Source organism: Azospirillum sp. TSH100 (assembly GCF_004923295.1).
Lineage (GTDB): Bacteria > Pseudomonadota > Alphaproteobacteria > Azospirillales > Azospirillaceae > Azospirillum.
This window is the reverse complement of the sequence record NZ_CP039634.1, coordinates 2,490,611-2,506,170: the sequence shown is the minus strand read 5'-3', so window position 1 is coordinate 2,506,170 and position 15,560 is coordinate 2,490,611. Positions and strand designations below refer to the sequence as shown.

General features: G+C 70.2%; 17 protein-coding genes. 8 read left to right on the top strand and 9 right to left on the bottom strand.

Annotation, left to right across the window (positions count from 1 at the left end):
- Positions 1-31: 31 nt before the first annotated feature.
- Positions 32-232 carry a YdcH family protein gene (locus tag E6C72_RS11885; protein ID WP_012974357.1) on the bottom strand — a complete coding sequence of 67 codons (201 nt, stop codon included), beginning with the start codon at positions 230-232 and terminating at the stop codon, positions 32-34.
- 274 nt (positions 233-506) lie between these two features.
- On the opposite strand from E6C72_RS11885, the gene E6C72_RS11880 reads away from it, so the two are divergent.
- Together E6C72_RS11880 and E6C72_RS11875 are read left to right on the top strand one after the other, a co-directional pair.
- A complete protein-coding gene (locus tag E6C72_RS11880; protein WP_109442660.1) occupies positions 507-1,601 on the top strand; it encodes an ATP-dependent 6-phosphofructokinase in 1,095 nt (364 codons plus the stop codon).
- 22 nt (positions 1,602-1,623) lie between these two features.
- The gene (locus E6C72_RS11875) at positions 1,624-2,073 is read left to right on the top strand and encodes a TIGR02444 family protein (RefSeq protein ID WP_109442659.1); all 450 of its coding nucleotides are present in this window, start codon (positions 1,624-1,626) and stop codon (positions 2,071-2,073) included.
- 10 nt (positions 2,074-2,083) lie between these two features.
- Here the strand turns inward: E6C72_RS11875 and E6C72_RS11870 are convergent, their stop codons facing one another.
- Complete coding sequence (locus tag E6C72_RS11870) at positions 2,084-2,539, bottom strand: hypothetical protein (RefSeq protein ID WP_109442658.1); 456 nt, start codon at positions 2,537-2,539, stop codon at positions 2,084-2,086.
- 182 nt (positions 2,540-2,721) lie between these two features.
- On the opposite strand from E6C72_RS11870, the gene E6C72_RS11865 reads away from it, so the two are divergent.
- A complete protein-coding gene (locus E6C72_RS11865) occupies positions 2,722-4,515 on the top strand; it encodes a tetratricopeptide repeat protein (RefSeq protein ID WP_109442657.1) in 1,794 nt (597 codons plus the stop codon).
- Here the strand turns inward: E6C72_RS11865 and E6C72_RS11860 are convergent.
- From E6C72_RS11860 to E6C72_RS11840, 5 genes are all read right to left on the bottom strand, one after another.
- A complete protein-coding gene (locus tag E6C72_RS11860) occupies positions 4,491-4,751 on the bottom strand; it encodes a hypothetical protein (protein ID WP_109442656.1) in 261 nt (86 codons plus the stop codon). The two genes, E6C72_RS11865 and E6C72_RS11860, sit on opposite strands and share 25 nt — an antisense overlap.
- Before the next feature lie 132 nt (positions 4,752-4,883).
- A complete protein-coding gene (locus tag E6C72_RS11855) occupies positions 4,884-5,564 on the bottom strand; it encodes a carbonic anhydrase (protein ID WP_109442701.1) in 681 nt (226 codons plus the stop codon).
- A gap of 155 nt (positions 5,565-5,719) precedes the next feature.
- The gene (locus E6C72_RS11850) at positions 5,720-6,313 is read right to left on the bottom strand and encodes a UbiX family flavin prenyltransferase (RefSeq protein ID WP_109442655.1); all 594 of its coding nucleotides are present in this window, start codon (positions 6,311-6,313) and stop codon (positions 5,720-5,722) included.
- A 167-nt stretch (positions 6,314-6,480) separates the two neighbouring features.
- Positions 6,481-7,095, bottom strand: coding sequence for a DUF1013 domain-containing protein (locus tag E6C72_RS11845; protein ID WP_109442700.1), 615 nt, complete (start codon positions 7,093-7,095; stop codon positions 6,481-6,483).
- Between the two features lie 281 nt (positions 7,096-7,376).
- A complete protein-coding gene (locus E6C72_RS11840) occupies positions 7,377-8,393 on the bottom strand; it encodes an NAD(P)H-quinone oxidoreductase (protein WP_109442654.1) in 1,017 nt (338 codons plus the stop codon).
- A gap of 119 nt (positions 8,394-8,512) precedes the next feature.
- Between E6C72_RS11840 and E6C72_RS11835 the strand changes: the two genes are divergently transcribed.
- Positions 8,513-8,710, top strand: a complete 198-nt coding sequence (locus E6C72_RS11835) for a DUF1192 family protein (protein WP_109442653.1) — start codon at positions 8,513-8,515, stop codon at positions 8,708-8,710.
- Positions 8,711-8,779: 69 nt separating this feature from the next.
- Here E6C72_RS11835 and E6C72_RS11830 read toward each other — a convergent pair whose 3' ends face one another.
- On the bottom strand, positions 8,780-9,586 hold the full coding sequence (locus tag E6C72_RS11830) for a DUF2189 domain-containing protein (protein WP_109442699.1): 807 nt from the start codon (positions 9,584-9,586) through the stop codon (positions 8,780-8,782).
- A 177-nt stretch (positions 9,587-9,763) separates the two neighbouring features.
- Complete coding sequence (locus tag E6C72_RS11825; protein WP_109442652.1) at positions 9,764-9,946, bottom strand: DUF4169 family protein; 183 nt, start codon at positions 9,944-9,946, stop codon at positions 9,764-9,766.
- Positions 9,947-10,223: 277 nt separating this feature from the next.
- On the opposite strand from E6C72_RS11825, the gene E6C72_RS11820 reads away from it, so the two are divergent.
- The 4 genes from E6C72_RS11820 to proC all read left to right on the top strand — a co-directional run bounded on the left by E6C72_RS11820 (position 10,224) and on the right by proC (position 15,555).
- Complete coding sequence (locus E6C72_RS11820) at positions 10,224-13,502, top strand: AsmA family protein (RefSeq protein WP_109442651.1); 3,279 nt, start codon at positions 10,224-10,226, stop codon at positions 13,500-13,502.
- A gap of 82 nt (positions 13,503-13,584) precedes the next feature.
- Positions 13,585-13,941, top strand: coding sequence for an accessory factor UbiK family protein (locus E6C72_RS11815; protein ID WP_109442650.1), 357 nt, complete (start codon positions 13,585-13,587; stop codon positions 13,939-13,941).
- A gap of 234 nt (positions 13,942-14,175) precedes the next feature.
- The gene (locus E6C72_RS11810) at positions 14,176-14,679 is read left to right on the top strand and encodes a YbjN domain-containing protein (protein ID WP_085089634.1); all 504 of its coding nucleotides are present in this window, start codon (positions 14,176-14,178) and stop codon (positions 14,677-14,679) included.
- A 51-nt stretch (positions 14,680-14,730) separates the two neighbouring features.
- Positions 14,731-15,555, top strand: coding sequence for a pyrroline-5-carboxylate reductase (proC, locus tag E6C72_RS11805; protein ID WP_109442649.1), 825 nt, complete (start codon positions 14,731-14,733; stop codon positions 15,553-15,555).
- The last annotated feature ends 5 nt before the right edge of the window (positions 15,556-15,560 follow it).

Below are 15,560 nucleotides of genomic sequence, written 5' to 3'. Positions count from 1 at the left end.
TTTCCCCGGGGGAGAGGGAACCATCGGGCGGTCAGGCGATGATGTCCGGCAGCAGCCGGCTCTCCAGGACCATGATCTGGTCCTTCAGCATCAGCTTGCGCTTTTTCAGCCGCTGCATCTGCAACTGGTCATAGGGCGCACGTTCGGCCAGCCGGGCGATGACGTCGTCCAGGTCGCGGTGCTCGCTGCGCAAGCTCGCCAGCTTTTCCTTCAAAATCTCTTGCTCGTTCATCGCGCCCGTTAGGAATGGCCGTTGCCCCGGGTGGATCGGGGGTGCTCTTGCGGGTGACCCTTTGGCTGGGCGGGCCGGACTATACCAGATTTCCCGCGTTACGGCACCGCCAAACCGCCGGTTCGGCCCTTTGGTCATCCCCGCCCTCGCGGCGGCCGGCGGCTTGCGGCGGAATCCCCCCTTTGCGGATGCGGGCAACGATTGCGGGAAACTCCTGTTCCGGTAACATGGTGGTCCATTTCAATGAACAGGCGAACGGGACGGGAAACCCTCAATGACTGCCCCTAATAAAGCCGGCAAGCGCATCGGCATCCTGACCAGCGGCGGCGACTGCGCCGGGCTGAACGCGGTCATCCGCGCGGTGGTCCACCGCGCCACCGGTTATGGCTGGCAGGTGCTGGGCATCAAGGAAGGCACCCAGGGGCTGCTCCAGCGCCCGGTGCAGTACCAGACGCTCGATCTCGGCTCCGTCGACGGCCACATGATGCGCCAGGGCGGCACCATCCTCGGCACCACCAACCGCGGCGATCCCTTCGCCTACCCGATGCCCGACGGCACGCTGAAGGACCGCTCCGACGAGATCATCGGCGGCTACCGCGAGCTTGGGCTGGACGCGCTGATCGGCATCGGCGGCGACGGCAGCTTCGCCATCCTGCACAAGCTGGCGCAGAAGGGCGGCTTCCCGATGGTGGGCGTGCCCAAGACCATCGACAACGACCTGGGCAAGACCGAGGTGTCGGTCGGCTACGACACCGCCGTCGCCGTGGCGGTGGAGGCGCTGGACCGTCTCCAGCCGACCGCCGCCAGCCACCACCGCGTGATGGTGCTGGAGGTGATGGGCCGCGACGCCGGCCACATCGCGCTGGCGGCCGGTATCGCCGGCGGGGCCGACGTGATCCTGATCCCCGAGATCCCCTATTCCATCGAAAGCATCGCCGCCAAGATCCAGAGTGTCCGCGACTCCGGCCGCAACTTCGCCCTCGTGGTGGTGTCGGAGGCGGTGAAGACGCTGGAAGGCACCGGCGTCAAGAAGATCCTCCAGGGCGGCGAGAAGCGCTATGGCGGCATCGGCGATTACATCGGCGAGAAGATCGCCGACGCCACCGGGGCCGAGACGCGCGTCACCGTGCTGGGCCATGTCCAGCGCGGCAGCATGCCCAGCCCGCGCGACCGCCTGATCGCCTCGGCCTTCGGCGTCCATGCCGTCGACCTGATCGCGGAGGGCAGGTTCAACCGCATGGTCGCCTGGTCCAACCGCGGCGTCATCGATGTGCCGATCACCGAGGCGATCGAGCATTACTCCTGCGTCGAGCTGGACGGCGCGCTGGTGAAGACCGCGCGCGGCCTGAACATCAGCTTCGGCGACTGATCCGGACGATGGCGGGCGCGCGATGTCGGCGAATCCCTTCTGGGACTTTTCCCTGGCCGTTTACGGGCGGCCGGGGGTGCCCGCCTGCTGTCTCGCCCTTCAGGACCGGCGCGGGGTGGACGTGAACCTGCTGCTCTTCGCCGCCTGGGCCGGGCTGGATTGCGGCATCCGCCTGTCGGATGAGGAGCTTGCCCGCATCGACGGCTCGGTCGCCGGCTGGCGCGAGGAGGTGGTGCGGCCTTTGCGCGTCCTGCGTCGCCGGGCGAAGGCGGAGGACGACGCCTTCTACCGCCGCATGAAGGCGGCCGAGCTGGAGGCGGAGCGCGTGCAGCAGGATCGCCTGTTCGCCGCCGGCGCTCTCACCCCGCGTGCCGGCGGCAGTTCCGAGCTTGCACTTGCCAACATGGCGCTGCTGGTGCCGGGCGGCGATCCGGCGCTGGCGGAACTGGCGGGCCTGCTGGCGGCGCGATGAGGGAGTCCCCCTACCTGTTCAGGATCAGCTCGTTCGGATCGCGCACGGTGTTTGAAACCAGTTCCGGCTTGCCGGCATAGAAGGCGCTGCACCGTTTGCCGCTGACCAGCCGTGTCAGCGCCGCTTCCCATTCGCGCCCCTTCGGGCCGATGATGCGCAGTTTGAGCTGGTCGACCAGCGGGACGACCTTGAACGTCTCGATCTCGATCGGTTCGGCGCTGGTGGTGGTGAAGACGTCCTGCTTCAGCGTCAGCGTCTTGCCGTTGATCTCAAGCGTCACATCCTGTGCCCACGGGCAGCCGTTCGACTTGGCGCCTTCGTTGGCCTGCGCGGCGGTGACCCCGAAACCGACTGTCAGGCAACCAAGTGTCAGGCAACCAAGTGTCAGGCAACCAAGCGTCAGGGCGGCGGGAATCACCTGGCGGATGCCGGAATGGCAGAGTGCCCGGAATGGGCGGGTAATCATGAATTGCTCCTCGACTATCGGCGCGGACAATAGCGATCGGTCAGCGTCGTGACAATCCAGGGAAAATCCTGATCCTGTGACCGTTTGCGACGATTTCCCACCGCGCCCGGCTGGACCGGCGGGGATCGGTCGGGGCATGATCCGGATCCCGGCGGCCTGTCCGCCATCCCGCCAGAGTTCAGATGGTTACCTTGTCGCAGGCCCTGCTGATCGCGCTCGACCACCATCAGGCGGGCCGGCTGGCGGAGGCGGAGGACATCTATCGCCGCATCCTGGGCGCCGATCCCGAATATGCCGACGCGATGGAGTTGCTGGGCGTGCTCGCCGCCCAGACCGGCCGGCTGGCCGAGGCCGCCCGGCAGTTGCGCCTTGCGGTGGCGCTGCGTCCCGACGGGGCCGGCGGACTGTCCAACCTCGCCGGTGTCGAGCAATCTGCCGGCGCCTTCCCCCTCGCGCTGCGGCTCTACGGCCGGGCGCTGCGCCTGATGCCGGACCTTGCCGACGCCCATGCCAGCCGTGCCGGAGCCCTGCGCCGGCTGGGGCAGACACAGGCGGCCCTGTCGGCCACCGCGCCGGCGCTCGCCCTGGCGCCCGATCATGCCGACGCGCTGGCGAACCGGGCCGCCGCCCTGCTGTCCTGCGGCGATGCACCGTCCGCCGAGCGCTGCGCCCGCCGCTCGCGGCACCTGAACCCCCGCTCCGCCGTCGCCCACGCGACGCTGGCCGCCGCCCTGGCCGCGCAGCGCCGCTGGGAGGAGGCCGAGTGTGCCGCCCGCGACTCGCTGGCCATCGACCGCTCCACCGCCGAGGCATGGGAGGTGCTGGGCTCGGTCCTCGCCAAGCTCGCCCGCTTCCCCGACTCGTTGGATGCCTTCACCATGGCGGAGCGGCTGCGCCCCGGCCCGTCGCTGTACGCGGCGCGCGGCACCGCCCTGATCGTGATGGCCCGCCCGGCGGAGGCCGCGGCCGACTTCGCTCGCGCCCTGGCCGACCGGCCGCAGGATGCCGGCCTGCACTGGAACCTCGGCTTCGCCCATCTGCTTGCCGGCGACTACGAACGCGGCTGGCCGGAGTTCGACTGGCGCCGCCATGACGACCGCGCCGAGCCGCCCTGGCGCCGCTTCCCCCAGCCGGCATGGCGGGGCGAGCCGCTGAACGGCCGGACCATCCTGCTCTATGCCGAACAGGGGCTGGGCGATACGCTCCAGTTCCTGCGCTATGTCCCGCTGGTGGCGGCGCGCGGCGGCCGGGTGGTGCTGGAGGTGCAGCGCCCTCTGCTGCCGTTGCTGGAGTCGGCGGTGGAAGGGGCGGGCCAGCATGGATCCGTTGAAATCATCTCCCGCGGCGATCCGCTGCCGCCCTTCGATCTCGAATGCCCGCTGATGAGCCTGCCGCGTGCCTTCGCCACCGGCCTGGACAGCGTGCCCGCACACACGCCCTACCTGCGCCCCGATCCGGCGCGCGTCGCCCGCTGGCACGACCGGCTGGGCCGGCGGGACGCGCTGCGCATCGGCGTCGTCTGGGCCGGCAACCCGCGCTTTCCCGCCGACGCGGAACGGTCGCCCAGGCTCGCCGGGCTGCGCGGCCTGTTCGACGTGCCGGGCTGCCGCTTCTATGGCTTGCAGATGGGACCGGGACGGGCCGACCTCGCCGGCACGATCCTGCCGGACAGCTTCACCGATCTGGGGGGCGGGATCGCCGACTTCGCCGACACAGCGGCGATCATGGCGAACCTCGACCTCGTGGTGTCGTCCTGCACCGGGCCGGCCCATCTGGCGGGTGCGCTGGGGGTGCCGCTGTGGGTGGCGCTGCCCTTCTCGCCGGACTGGCGCTGGCTGACCGGCCGCGACGACAGCCCCTGGTATCCGACCGCCCGCCTGTTCCGGCAGCCGGCGCCCGGCGACTGGCCTGCCGTCGCCGGGCGCATGGCCGCCGAACTGGCATCGCTGGCTCAGCGTTTCAGGCCGTTGCCGTAGCGCGAGCAGTCGTAATCGTCGGTCCCGGCCTCGGCATGGCCGCCGTTGGAGGTGTTGTAGCGCGGGTCGTCGCAGCGGCCGTTGCGGACGTAGGAGTCGGAGCTTCCCGACCCGAACAACCCGCCGTTGCCGCCGCCGAACAGGCCGCCGCCACCGCTGTTGCTGCTGGTCTGGTTGCAGGCGGCGAGCGCCAGCGGCACGGCGGCGGCGATCACGAAACGAAGAGCGGTCTTCATGGCAGTCCCTTTCCCTGGTGAGGGTTGCGAAGAAAGTGTCTTCCTTCGCCCTCAACAGGGCAGGGTGCCCGCCAGTCCCGTGCCGGCGCGCGGGTTAATGCTTTCTGGTCCTGTAAAATGCGGGAGCCGGGCTCACTCGACCGGCTGGAACAGGCGGGTGACCGGGTTGATCGCCCACATCTCGCCCGTTTCGATGTCGAACCACCAGCCATGGATGTTCAGCGTGCCGGCTTCCAGGCCTTCGCGGACGAAGGGGAAGGTCAGCAGATTGTCGACCGAGGCGCGGACGGCGGCCCGCTCGATCACCGCCGGGGTGTTCTGCAGCCTCTCCGCGTCGGCGCGCTCCTGTTCGGAACCTTCGGGCCCGACATAGGGGTCGAGCGCCGAACCGGCGATCGACACCCAGGGGGAAACGAAATCATCCTCCGCCTTCTGGCCGGCGCGCAGCCGGATCAGGCCCTGGATGCCGCCGCACTGGGCGTGGCCCAGCACGATGATCTCCGACACCTTCAGCGCCTTGACCGCATATTCGATGGCGGCCGAGGTGCCGTGATAGGCACCGTCGGGCTGATAGGGCGGGACGAGGTTGGCGACGTTGCGCACCACGAACAGTTCGCCGGGCTCGGCCATCGTCAGCAGGGCGGGATCGACACGGCTGTCCGAGCAGCCGATCAGCAGAACCTCCGGATGCTGCCCTTCGGTCGCCAGCAGCCGCATGCTGTCGGGACGGCGCTCGTAATAGCGGGCGCGGAAGGCCTTGATGCCTGCCAGAAGCTGGCGGATGGGCTCGCTCGGTTTGCTGCTGAAGGGCATGGTCGGCTGGTTCCCGTTTCTGCCGGCCGGCTGGGGCGCCGGTTCCGCGTCATAATCCATCGTCAGCGGTATAACGGCATTGCGGCCGCGGACCAAGCCGCCTGTTGCATTGCGAATAAGGGAGAAGCAAGGGGCGGATGTCGGGCGACCGCGGATCAGGCCTCGCCCGGACGCTCGCCCCACCGCCGCAGGTTGCCGGCGTCCAGCCCGAACAGGTCGAGCACCCGGCCGACCGAATGGTCGACCAGATCGTCGATGCTCTGGGGCTTGGCGTAGAAGGCCGGGACCGGCGGCGCGATGACCGCGCCCATTTCGGCCAGCGCGGTCATCGTGCGCAGATGGCCCAGATGCAGCGGCGTCTCCCGCACCATCAGCACCAGCCGCCGCCGTTCCTTCAGCGCCACGTCGGCCGCCCGCGTCAGCAGGGTGGAGGTGACGCCGCTGGCGATTTCGCTCATCGTCCGGACGGAGCAGGGGGCGACCACCATGCCCAGCGTGCGGAAGCTGCCGCTCGACACCGCCGCCCCGATGTCGGCGGCGGCATAGCTGACGTCGGCCAGCGCCCGCAGCTCCGCCACCTTCATGCTGGTTTCATGGGCCAGCGTGACCTCGGCCGACCGGCTGACCACCAGATGCGATTCGACGCCGATCCGCCGCAGCGTCTGCAGCATGCGGATGCCATAGATCACCCCCGACGCGCCGCTGATGCCGACGACAAGCCGGGACGGAGGTGTGGTGGGATCGGTCATGGAATCGTCTGTGCCCTCATGATGCCCTCTCCCGCCCCGGGAGAGGGAGGGGACCCGCGCCGAAGGCGCGGGGAGGGTGAGGGGTGATCCAAGAATCGGGTAGCGCATGGTTCCTTGCGCTACCCCTCACCCTTCCCTCTCCCGGGACGGGAGAGGGACTCTCCCCCTCAGTGCGCGTCTTCCTGTTCGGAATAGCGGTCGTCCTCGCGGCCTTCGCCGTAGAAGTCCTCGGCCGCATCCTCCGGTGCGCGCGGCACGCCGCCGCGGCGGATGGCGAGCGCCAGGGCCTCTTCCAGTTCGCGCTGGGAGCACAGACCCAGCATCACCGGGCTGCGCGGCTTGATGTTGGCGACGTTCCAGTGGGTGCGGTCGCGCACCGCGGCGATGGTCGGCTTGGTGGTGCCGATCAGGCGGCAGACCTGGGCGTCCGACAGCTCCGGATGGTGCTTCAGCAGCCAGGCGATGGCGTCGGGCTTGTCGCCGCGCTTGGTGATCGGGGTGTAGCGCGGACCCTTGGAGCGGGAGGCCACCTGCGGCAGGTCGGCGACCAGAAGCTTCAGGCGCAGATCCTGGTTCTTCTCGCAGCGCTCGATTTCCTGCTTGGTCAGCTGGCCGTTGGCGATGGGGTCCAGCCCCACCATGCCGACCGCGACCTCGCCGTCGGCGATGGCCTGGACTTCCAGCGAATGCATGCCGCAGAAGGCGGCGATCTGCTCGAAGGACAAGGACGTGTTCTCGACCAGCCAGACGGCTGTCGCTTTCGGCATCAAGGGCAGTGCCATCATCCCTCCTGACAAACTCTTCACCGGCCGCACCCGCTGGCGGGTGGTGCGGCCGGCCGTTCTAACTGTTATGCGGCGCGGGGGCGGCTTCGCGGCCCCAGGGAGATCCCCGTGGCGGCCGCCCCTTTCTCGTCACCACGATATAGGGCGAATACCGGTCCGCGTAAGCATGCTTGCGCAGGCGCACCGGGAAATCCCGGCCGCCCGCTCGCCTCTGCTAACCTGTCTTGCCTGCTTATGGCAAGCCCGACGGCACCGATTCGACGAAGAAAAGCGCAAAATCAGGCCGCATCCGGCCCGACCGTCAGCACGATCTTGCCGATATGCGCGCTGCTTTCCATCAGCCGGTGCGCCTCGTCCGCCTGTTCCAGCGGGAAGCAGCTGTGGATCTGCGGCTTGATGCCGCCGGACTCCAGCAGCGGCCACACATGCTCGCGCAGCGCGGTGGCGATGCGGCCCTTCTCCGCCACCGGCCGGGCGCGCAGCGTCGATCCGGTCAGGGTCAGCCGCTTGGTCATCACCGGCGCCATGTTCAGCGATACCTTCGCCCCCTGGAGGAAGGCGATCGAGACGTGGCGGCCGTCGACCGCCATGATGTCGATGTCGCGGGCGATGTAATCGCCGCCGACCATGTCCAGCACCACGTCGACGCCGCGCCCGCCGGTCGCCTCGCGGATCACCGCGACGAAATCCTCGGTCCGGTAATTGATGGCGCGGTCGGCGCCGAGATCCTCGCAGGCGCGGCACTTGTCGTCGCTGCCGGCGGTGGTGAACACCGTGGCGCCGAAGGCCTTGGCCAGCTGGATCGCCGTGGTGCCGATGCCGCTCGACCCGCCATGGATCAGCAGGGTCTCGCCGCGCTTCAGGGCGCCGCGCTCGAACACGTTGGTCCAGACGGTGAAGAAGGTCTCCGGCACCGCCGCCGCCTCGACCATCGACAGCGGGGCGGGGACGGGCAGGGCCTGCACCGCCGGCACCACGCAATAGTCGGCATAGCCGCCGCCGGCCACCAGGGCGCAGACCCTGTCGCCGCTGGCCCGGTTCTCCACGCCCTCGCCGATGGCGACCACCGTGCCGGACAGTTCCAGCCCCGGCAGGTCCGACGCGCCCGGCGGCGGGTCGTAGCGGCCCTGGCGTTGCAGCGTGTCGGGGCGGTTCACCCCGGCGGCGGCGACCTTGACCAGAATCTCGCCGGGGCCGGGCACCGGGACCGGGCGGTTTGTCGGGCGCAGCACCTCCGGCCCTCCGGGCTGGGTGATCTCGACGCAACGCATGCTGTCGGGCAGGCTCAGGCCCATGGCGGTCGTCCCTTCGGTTTTGTCTGTTTGGCAATGTCCGGCCCGAAAGGTAGATTTGCCCGACCGGCCTGACAAGCCGGACCAGAAGCCGAAGACACGGCAGGGGAGGGAACCGGACAATGGCCATCGACGATCGTTTCGAGGATCTGGAGCCGCGCAAGGCCAAGCCGGCGCCCAAGGATCTCACCGTGATGGGCGTGGCCGAGATCGAGGCCTACATCGCCACGCTGGAGGCGGAAATCACCCGCGCCCGTGCCGCCATCGCCGCCAAGCAGGCGCAGAAATCGGCGGCCGAGGCCTTCTTCAAGAAGGGGTGAAAAAAGAAGCCCCTCTTCCGCAGGGGGAGAGGGGCTTCGTTCGCTTGTGGAGAGGGCGCCTGTCCCAACTCACCGCCCGACCAGATCGCGGTAGCAGTGCCAGGAGGCATGACCGACCACCGGCAGGGCGATCGCCAGACCGAGGAAGCCGGTGACCATCCCGGCGCTCATGAACAGGGCGATCAGGAAACCCCAGGCGATCATCGGCTTGATGTTGGCGCGCACCACCGCGATGCTGGTCGCCATGGCGGTGAAGACGTCGGTCTCGCGGTCCAGCAGCATCGGCACCGACACCGCGGCGATGGAGAACACCGCCGTCGCGATGATGCCGCCGAACACCGTCCCGGTCAGCAGGAACGGAATGGTCTCCGCCGAGAAGAAGATGCGGTCGACCAGCTGGTCCAGCGCGGGCGGCTCGCCGGAGAAGAACAGGGCGAAGATCAGGAAGGCGACGCGGATCCAGGCCAGCAGCGCCAGCATCAGCACCATGCCGATTCCCGCGATCTGCACGCCGTTGCGGCGGTAGGCGGCGACCACCTTGCCGAAGGTCGGCCGTTCCCCCAGCTCCAGCAGGCGGCTCGTCTCATACAGCCCGACGGCGAACAGCGGACCGACCAGCATGAAGCCCGCCGCCATCGGCAGCAGCAGATATTCCATGTCCAGCATCGCCAGCCCGACCAGCAGGGTGAAGCTGGAGATCACCGCCAGCGCGCCATAGGCGAAGCTGATGCCGGGCGCCGCCATCATATCCTGCCAGGCCGAGGCGAGCCAGACCCAGGGACGGTCCATCTCGACCGTGCGGATTGCCGGCAGCCAGTTGGGGGTTTGCGTCTGAGGCGTCTGCACCGAACCGCGAAACGACGTCATGTCGACCATGATGACGGCCCTCCCCATCAGCCAAGGAAAGCGCCCGCCGGCGCCCATGACCGGCACTGTCCCACAGTCGCGCCGATAGTCGCAATAGGGAACTATCGGCATATCCAATAGTAACAAAAACGCAGAGGTTATTCCCAGCTGCCAGCTTGGTCTTTGCCGTCCCTTCGGCCCAGCCGGTCAGTCCTCCCCGTCCAGCCTGTGCCCGTCCAAAGTCTGAGTTTTCCGCTCCGCCTCCTTGCGGTCGCGTTCCTTCTCCGCCTTGGTGCGGCCGAATCGGGCCCGATTCGCCTCCGCTTCCCTGGCGCGCTCCGCCTTGTCGCGGGTCTTGCGGAAACGGTTGAGGTTGACCACGTCGCCCATGGCACGGTCTCCGATGGCTGATTTCAGGGGGTTCGGGCGCCGCGCGGCCGATTCCGGCCGGTGGCGGGACGGAAAAAAATCACGAAAAAATCGGGCTGGCTCCGACTTGGCCGTGGGATTGCCCAAATTGCTTGTTTCTTCTGCGGGCGCTAGCTTACCGAAGGACGGTGCGCACCGGAAGCGGACGGTGCGGCGGGTGGGGGAACGAGTCTTTGTTTAGACGTGGCAAAGGGGCGCGGCCGACGACGGGGCCGGTCGCAGGGAAGGCGGAAACCCGGTGAAGAAGATCCTGATCGCTGCACTGGCCGGACTGGCGGTATCGGCCGGCCTGCTGTTGGCGGCGCCGAGCCTCATCGACTGGAACGCCTACAAGGGCGCCATCGCCGAGCGGGTGTCGCAGGCGACCGGCCGGCAGGTGGAGTTGCGGGGCGACGTCGGCTTCACCCTGCTGCCGTCGCCGGCGCTGACGGTGCGCGACGCCCGGCTCGCCAATGCCGCGGGGGCGGCCGAACCCGACATGGTGCGGCTGAAGAAGCTGGACGCCCGCGTGGCGCTCGGCCCGCTGCTGGGCGGCCGCATCCAGGTGGAGAGCATCGCGCTGGTCGAGCCGACCTTCGTGGTGGAGGTGCTGAAGGACGGCCGCATCAACTGGGACCTGTCCACCGCCGGCACCCGCGGCGGCGACGGGCTGGGGGCGGCCGAAGGGCTGGTCTCCGCCGTCAGCTTCGATCAGGTGCTGATCGACAACGGCACCGTCATCTACCGCGACGACCGCAACGGCCGGACCGAGACGGTGGAGGGGCTGGGCGCCCGCATCGCCGCCGGCAGCCTGAACGGCCCCTTCCAGATCCAGGGCGACTTCCGCCTGCGCGGCCTGTCCCTGCATGGCGAGGCGACGGCCGGCCGCTTCACCGAGGGGGCGGCGGTGCCGGTGCGCGCCACCCTGTCGATGCCCCACACCGATGCCACCCTGCGTTTCGCAGGCATCCTGACCGGGGGCGGCGGCAGCGGGAGCGGATCGAAGGTCCAGGGCGACCTGCGCGCCGAGGGCGGCGATTTTGCCAAGCTGGTCGACGCCTCCAAATTCTCCTGGGCTCCGGCGGCGCTCGCCCAGCCCTTCAGCCTGCGCTCGACGGTGGAGGCGGGCACCAGCCTCGCCACCTTCACCGGCCTGGAAGCGCAGCTGGGCGACACCCGCGCCACCGGCAACGCCACGCTGCGCGCCGGCGACCCGGCCAAGCGCGAGGAGCCGCGCACCGAACTGACCCTCGCCGTCAACCGCCTCGACCTCGACGCCTGGATGGCCCAGGGTGCGCGGACCGCCGCCGCCGCTGGCAATGCGGCTTCCGCCGGACCGGCGGGTGACGCGGTCGCCGCCGGCGGCGGCAAGGCTTCCGGCCCGTCCTTCGTGTTGCCGACCGGGGTGGAGGCGAAGCTGGACGTCGCCGTCGACGCCATCGCCTACAACCGCGGCGTGGTGCGTCAGGGCCGGATCGAGGCCAGCCTGTCCGGTGGCCGGCTGAACATCGACCGGGTCAGCGCGCTGCTGCCCGGCGGCTCCGACTTCGTGGCGGCGGGCGAGGTGACGACGCCGGGCGGCCAGCCGACGCTGGACGTGCGGATGGAGGCGAACGCCGACAACCTGCGCGCTCTGCTGGACTGGGCGAAGCTGGATCTGCGCGGCATCCCCGCCGACCGGCTGCGCCGCGCCTCGCTGTCCGGCCGTCTTCAGGGCCACGCCGACCGTTTTGAACTGTCCGGGTTGGATTTCCGCTTCGACAGCAGCCGTCTCAGCGGCGCCGTCGCCTATGTCGACCGGGGCCGTCCCGCCTTTGGCGCCCGGCTGGAACTCGACCGCCTGAATCTGGACGGCTACCTGCCGGCCGAAGCCGCTCCAGCCCAAGCGGCTCCCCAATCTGCGGCCCAGCCCGCTCCCCAGCCGGCGACCCGCGCCATCGGGCCGCGCAATGGCTCCGGCTCCGCCGACGCCGCCCCGGCGCCGCAGCGCATGCTCGGCCTTGCCGACGCCAATCTCGACCTGCGGGTCGGTCAGCTGACGGTGGGCGGGCTGCCGGTGCAGGGGCTTCACCTCGACGCCACCGTCGCCTCCGGGGCGCTGACGGTGCGCGAGGCCAAGGTCGACGATGTCGCCGGCCTCCAGGCCCGCATCGACGGCCAGATCGCCGGCCTGATCCCGCTGCGCGGCGTCAACCTCGCCCTGACGGCCGAAGCCAAGTCGCTCGGCGGTCTGCCCAGCGCCGTTTCCTGGCCGCGCGGACTGCCGGTGCCGGAACGGCTGGGTGCGGTCAGCGCCAAGGCGCGGCTGGCCGGCGACGGCGAGCGGCTGGCGGTCGAGGCCTCGGCCGCCATGCTCGGCGGCACGTTGGAGGCCGGCGGCGCCCTGATCGGGCTGGACCGCACGCCCAGCGCCGACCTGAAGCTGCGCGTCACCCATCCGGAGATGGGGCGCCTCGCCGCCCTGTTCACCGACACCGGGCTGGCCCGCGCCTATGGTCCGCTCGACCTTTATGGCGAGTTGTCCGGCAATGCCGCGTCGCCCGCCCTGAACAACCTCCAGGGCCTGGTCGCCGGAATCCCCCTGCGCGGCAAGCTGGTGCTGGACCGCAAGGCGGAACGCCCGGCCTTCCAGGCCGACATCCAGACCGGCGACCTCGACCTCGACCGTCTGCGCAATGCCCCGTTGGTCGGCGACGGCGCCGCCCGCCCCGGCGCGACCGCCGCGGACCCCGCCGCCGCGGCGCCGGCCGACCCGCTGTCGGATCTCGCCTGGATGCAGTCGCTGGATGGCCGGCTCGGCCTGACCTCCACCTCGCTGACGGTCGGGGGGCAGCGCATCGCCCAGCCGGCGCTCCGCGCCACCCTGTCCAAGGGCGTCGCGACGCTGGAGCAGCTGGACGGCGAATGGCAGGGCGGCCAGATCGGGCTCAGCGGCCGTCTCGCCACTGCACCGGGGCAGGGGGCTGGGCAGGCCCCGAGGCTCGACGCCGATCTCACCGTCATCAAGGCCGACATGGGCAACGCCCTGTCCGGCCTCTCCGGCCTCGGCCTTGGCGGCGGCAGCCTCGACCTCGACGTGACCCTGTCGGGCAGCGGCCATGGCGATGCCCTGCTGCGCAGCCTGACCGGCCGCGGCCGGGCGGTGGCGTCCGGCGGCGTGCTGCGCGGTATCGACCTTGCCGCTCTGCGCGGCCGCCTCGCCGGGGTGGAGCGCACGCAGGAGGTGCTGGCCGCCGTCGCCGGCGCCCTCCAGGGCGGGGAGACGAAGCTGGACCGGCTCGACGCCCGCTTCGCCATCGACAACGGGGTGATTCGCACCGAGGACGCCCGCCTCACCACGGCGCCGGCCGACGGCACACTGGCCGGCAGCGTCTCGCTGGCCGACGAGCAGGTTGATCTGGCCTTGACCCTGAAGGTGAAGGCCGACGGCGACCTGCCGCCGCTGACCCTGCGCATGGCCGGCCCCTGGGCCGCCCCGACCCAGACGCTGGACCTGAAGGCCCTGCGCGACCGCTTCACCGCCGCACCTGCGAAATGACGCCCTGTCCACACGGCCAAGGGCGTTGAAGTCGCCGCGCGCGGCGTCCATAATGAACGAACGGTAACCGGAAGTCAGAGCGATGCAGGTGGACAACAGGATTTTGGACGATCTCGCCCGTGTGGCGGGTGGCGCGCTCGGCGCCTTCTCGTCCTTGCGCGAAGAGGCCGAAGGTCAGCTCCGTGCCCAGCTCGAACGTATTCTGTCGCGGATGGACGTCGTCAGCCGCGAGGAATACGAGGCTGTCCGCGCCATGGCCGCCAAGGCCCGCGAGGAGCAGGAGGTGATGGCCGAGCGGCTGGCCGCACTGGAGGCGACCGTCGCATCGCTGAGCGCCGCCAAGGCGCCGCTGCCGGTCGTGGTCGAGCCCGCCGGCGTCCCGGCGGTGGCCGAAACCGGCCCCGGCAAGCCGGAAGACACGGCCAACCCGGCTGCCTGAGCCCAGCCGCTTGAGCTTCGGCGCCGCCGCACACACCCGACGTTCCCTCCCGTCGTACCCGTCCATGCCGCTCTCCCCGGCCGGACGGGTGTGCGTCGGCGGCAGGCCCGCCCACAGTTCAGCCCGTTTTTTCATCATCTTGGGGTATTGGCCCGGACCGCGTGCTGTCACCGGCGCGTCTCTTCGGTCCGGGGGAACGGTACCGCCCATAGCGCCTTCCAGGAGGACGCGGACATGTCGGCAGTTGCCGTAGAGACCACCACTTCCGCCCACAATCCGCTCGACGTGGTCGAGGAGATCGTCACCGCCAACGAATGGCCCTTCGACCGCGCCACCGAGGACGAGCTGGTCGTCGAGATCGGCGGGCGTTGGTGCGATTACCGGCTCTATTTCGTCTGGCAGCCGGATGTCAGCGCGATGCAGTTCTCCTGCCAGTTCGACATGAAGGTCCAGGCCGCCCGCCGCACCGCCGTCGCCGAGCTGCTGGCCGAGGTCAACGGCCGCATGTGGCTCGGCCATTTCGATGTCTGTTCGGAAGAGCATACGCCGATGTTCCGCCAGACCATGCTGCTGCGCGGCTCGCGCGGCGCCGCGGTGGAGCAGTTGGAGGATCTGGTGGAGATCGCCCTGTCGGAGTGCGAACGCTTCTATCCCGCCTTCCAGTTCGTGATCTGGGGCGGCAAGTCGGCGTCGGAGGCGGTGTCCGCCGCCATTCTCGACACCATGGGCGAAGCGTAAGACACAAGAAGCCAGGGCGAAGGGGCCAGGATAGTGGGGAAGGTCACGGTCATGACGGTGGAATCGGGTGCGTCGCTGCTGCTGGTCGGTTGCGGGAAGATGGGCGGGGCGATGCTGGACGGCTGGCTCGCCGCCGGGATCGCGTCCCGCGTCGTGGTGGTCGACCGCGCCGGCCTGCCGCAATCGGTGGCGAGCGACGCCCGCGTCACGCTGGCCTCCGGTGCCGACGCCCTGCCGGACGGCTTTGTCCCCGACGTGATCGTGCTGGCGGTGAAGCCCCAGGTGATGGAGGAGGCGCTGCCGTCCTACCGCGCCCTGGTCCGTCCCGGCACCGTCTTCCTGTCGATCGCCGCCGGCAAGACCATCGCCTATTTCGAGCGGCTGCTGGGCGAGGGGGCGGTCGTCGTGCGCTCGATGCCAAACACCCCGGCCGCCATCGGCCGCGGCATGACCGTCGCCGTGCCCAACGCCCGCGTCAGCGCCGGCCAGCGCGACCTGTCCGACCGCCTGCTGCGCGCCGTCGGCGACGTCGCCTGGGTGGAGGACGAGGGGCTGCTCGATCCCGTCACCGCCGTGTCGGGCAGCGGCCCGGCTTACGTGTTCTTCCTGGTGGAGGCGATGGCCAAGGCTGGCGAGGCCGCCGGCCTGCCCGCCGATCTGGCGATGCGGCTGGCCCGCGCCACCGTGTCCGGTGCCGGCGCGCTCCTCGACGCCTCGCCGCAGCAGCAGGCCGCCGACCTGCGCAAGGCGGTGACCAGCCCCAACGGCACCACCCAGGCGGCGCTTGAGGTGCTGATGGCGCCGGAGGGCATGCAGCCGGTGATGACCGCCGCCATCGCCGCCGCCGCCCGGCGCTCGCGCGAGTTGGCCGGCTGACGGGG

Excerpts from the sequence above, each read along its gene's own strand:
- E6C72_RS11885 (WP_012974357.1), bottom strand. The coding sequence starts at position 232 with ATGAACGAGCAAGAGATTTTGAAGGAAAAGCTGGCGAGCTTGCGCAGC.
- E6C72_RS11880 (WP_109442660.1), top strand. The coding sequence starts at position 507 with ATGACTGCCCCTAATAAAGCCGGCAAGCGCATCGGCATCCTGACCAGC.
- E6C72_RS11875 (WP_109442659.1), top strand. The coding sequence starts at position 1,624 with ATGTCGGCGAATCCCTTCTGGGACTTTTCCCTGGCCGTTTACGGGCGG.
- E6C72_RS11870 (WP_109442658.1), bottom strand. The coding sequence starts at position 2,539 with ATGATTACCCGCCCATTCCGGGCACTCTGCCATTCCGGCATCCGCCAG.
- E6C72_RS11865 (WP_109442657.1), top strand. The coding sequence starts at position 2,722 with ATGGTTACCTTGTCGCAGGCCCTGCTGATCGCGCTCGACCACCATCAG.
- E6C72_RS11860 (WP_109442656.1), bottom strand. The coding sequence starts at position 4,751 with ATGAAGACCGCTCTTCGTTTCGTGATCGCCGCCGCCGTGCCGCTGGCG.
- E6C72_RS11855 (WP_109442701.1), bottom strand. The coding sequence starts at position 5,564 with ATGCCCTTCAGCAGCAAACCGAGCGAGCCCATCCGCCAGCTTCTGGCA.
- E6C72_RS11850 (WP_109442655.1), bottom strand. The coding sequence starts at position 6,313 with ATGACCGATCCCACCACACCTCCGTCCCGGCTTGTCGTCGGCATCAGC.
- E6C72_RS11845 (WP_109442700.1), bottom strand. The coding sequence starts at position 7,095 with ATGGCACTGCCCTTGATGCCGAAAGCGACAGCCGTCTGGCTGGTCGAG.
- E6C72_RS11840 (WP_109442654.1), bottom strand. The coding sequence starts at position 8,393 with ATGGGCCTGAGCCTGCCCGACAGCATGCGTTGCGTCGAGATCACCCAG.
- E6C72_RS11835 (WP_109442653.1), top strand. The coding sequence starts at position 8,513 with ATGGCCATCGACGATCGTTTCGAGGATCTGGAGCCGCGCAAGGCCAAG.
- E6C72_RS11830 (WP_109442699.1), bottom strand. The coding sequence starts at position 9,586 with ATGGTCGACATGACGTCGTTTCGCGGTTCGGTGCAGACGCCTCAGACG.
- E6C72_RS11825 (WP_109442652.1), bottom strand. The coding sequence starts at position 9,946 with ATGGGCGACGTGGTCAACCTCAACCGTTTCCGCAAGACCCGCGACAAG.
- E6C72_RS11815 (WP_109442650.1), top strand. The coding sequence starts at position 13,585 with ATGCAGGTGGACAACAGGATTTTGGACGATCTCGCCCGTGTGGCGGGT.
- E6C72_RS11810 (WP_085089634.1), top strand. The coding sequence starts at position 14,176 with ATGTCGGCAGTTGCCGTAGAGACCACCACTTCCGCCCACAATCCGCTC.
- proC (WP_109442649.1), top strand. The coding sequence starts at position 14,731 with ATGACGGTGGAATCGGGTGCGTCGCTGCTGCTGGTCGGTTGCGGGAAG.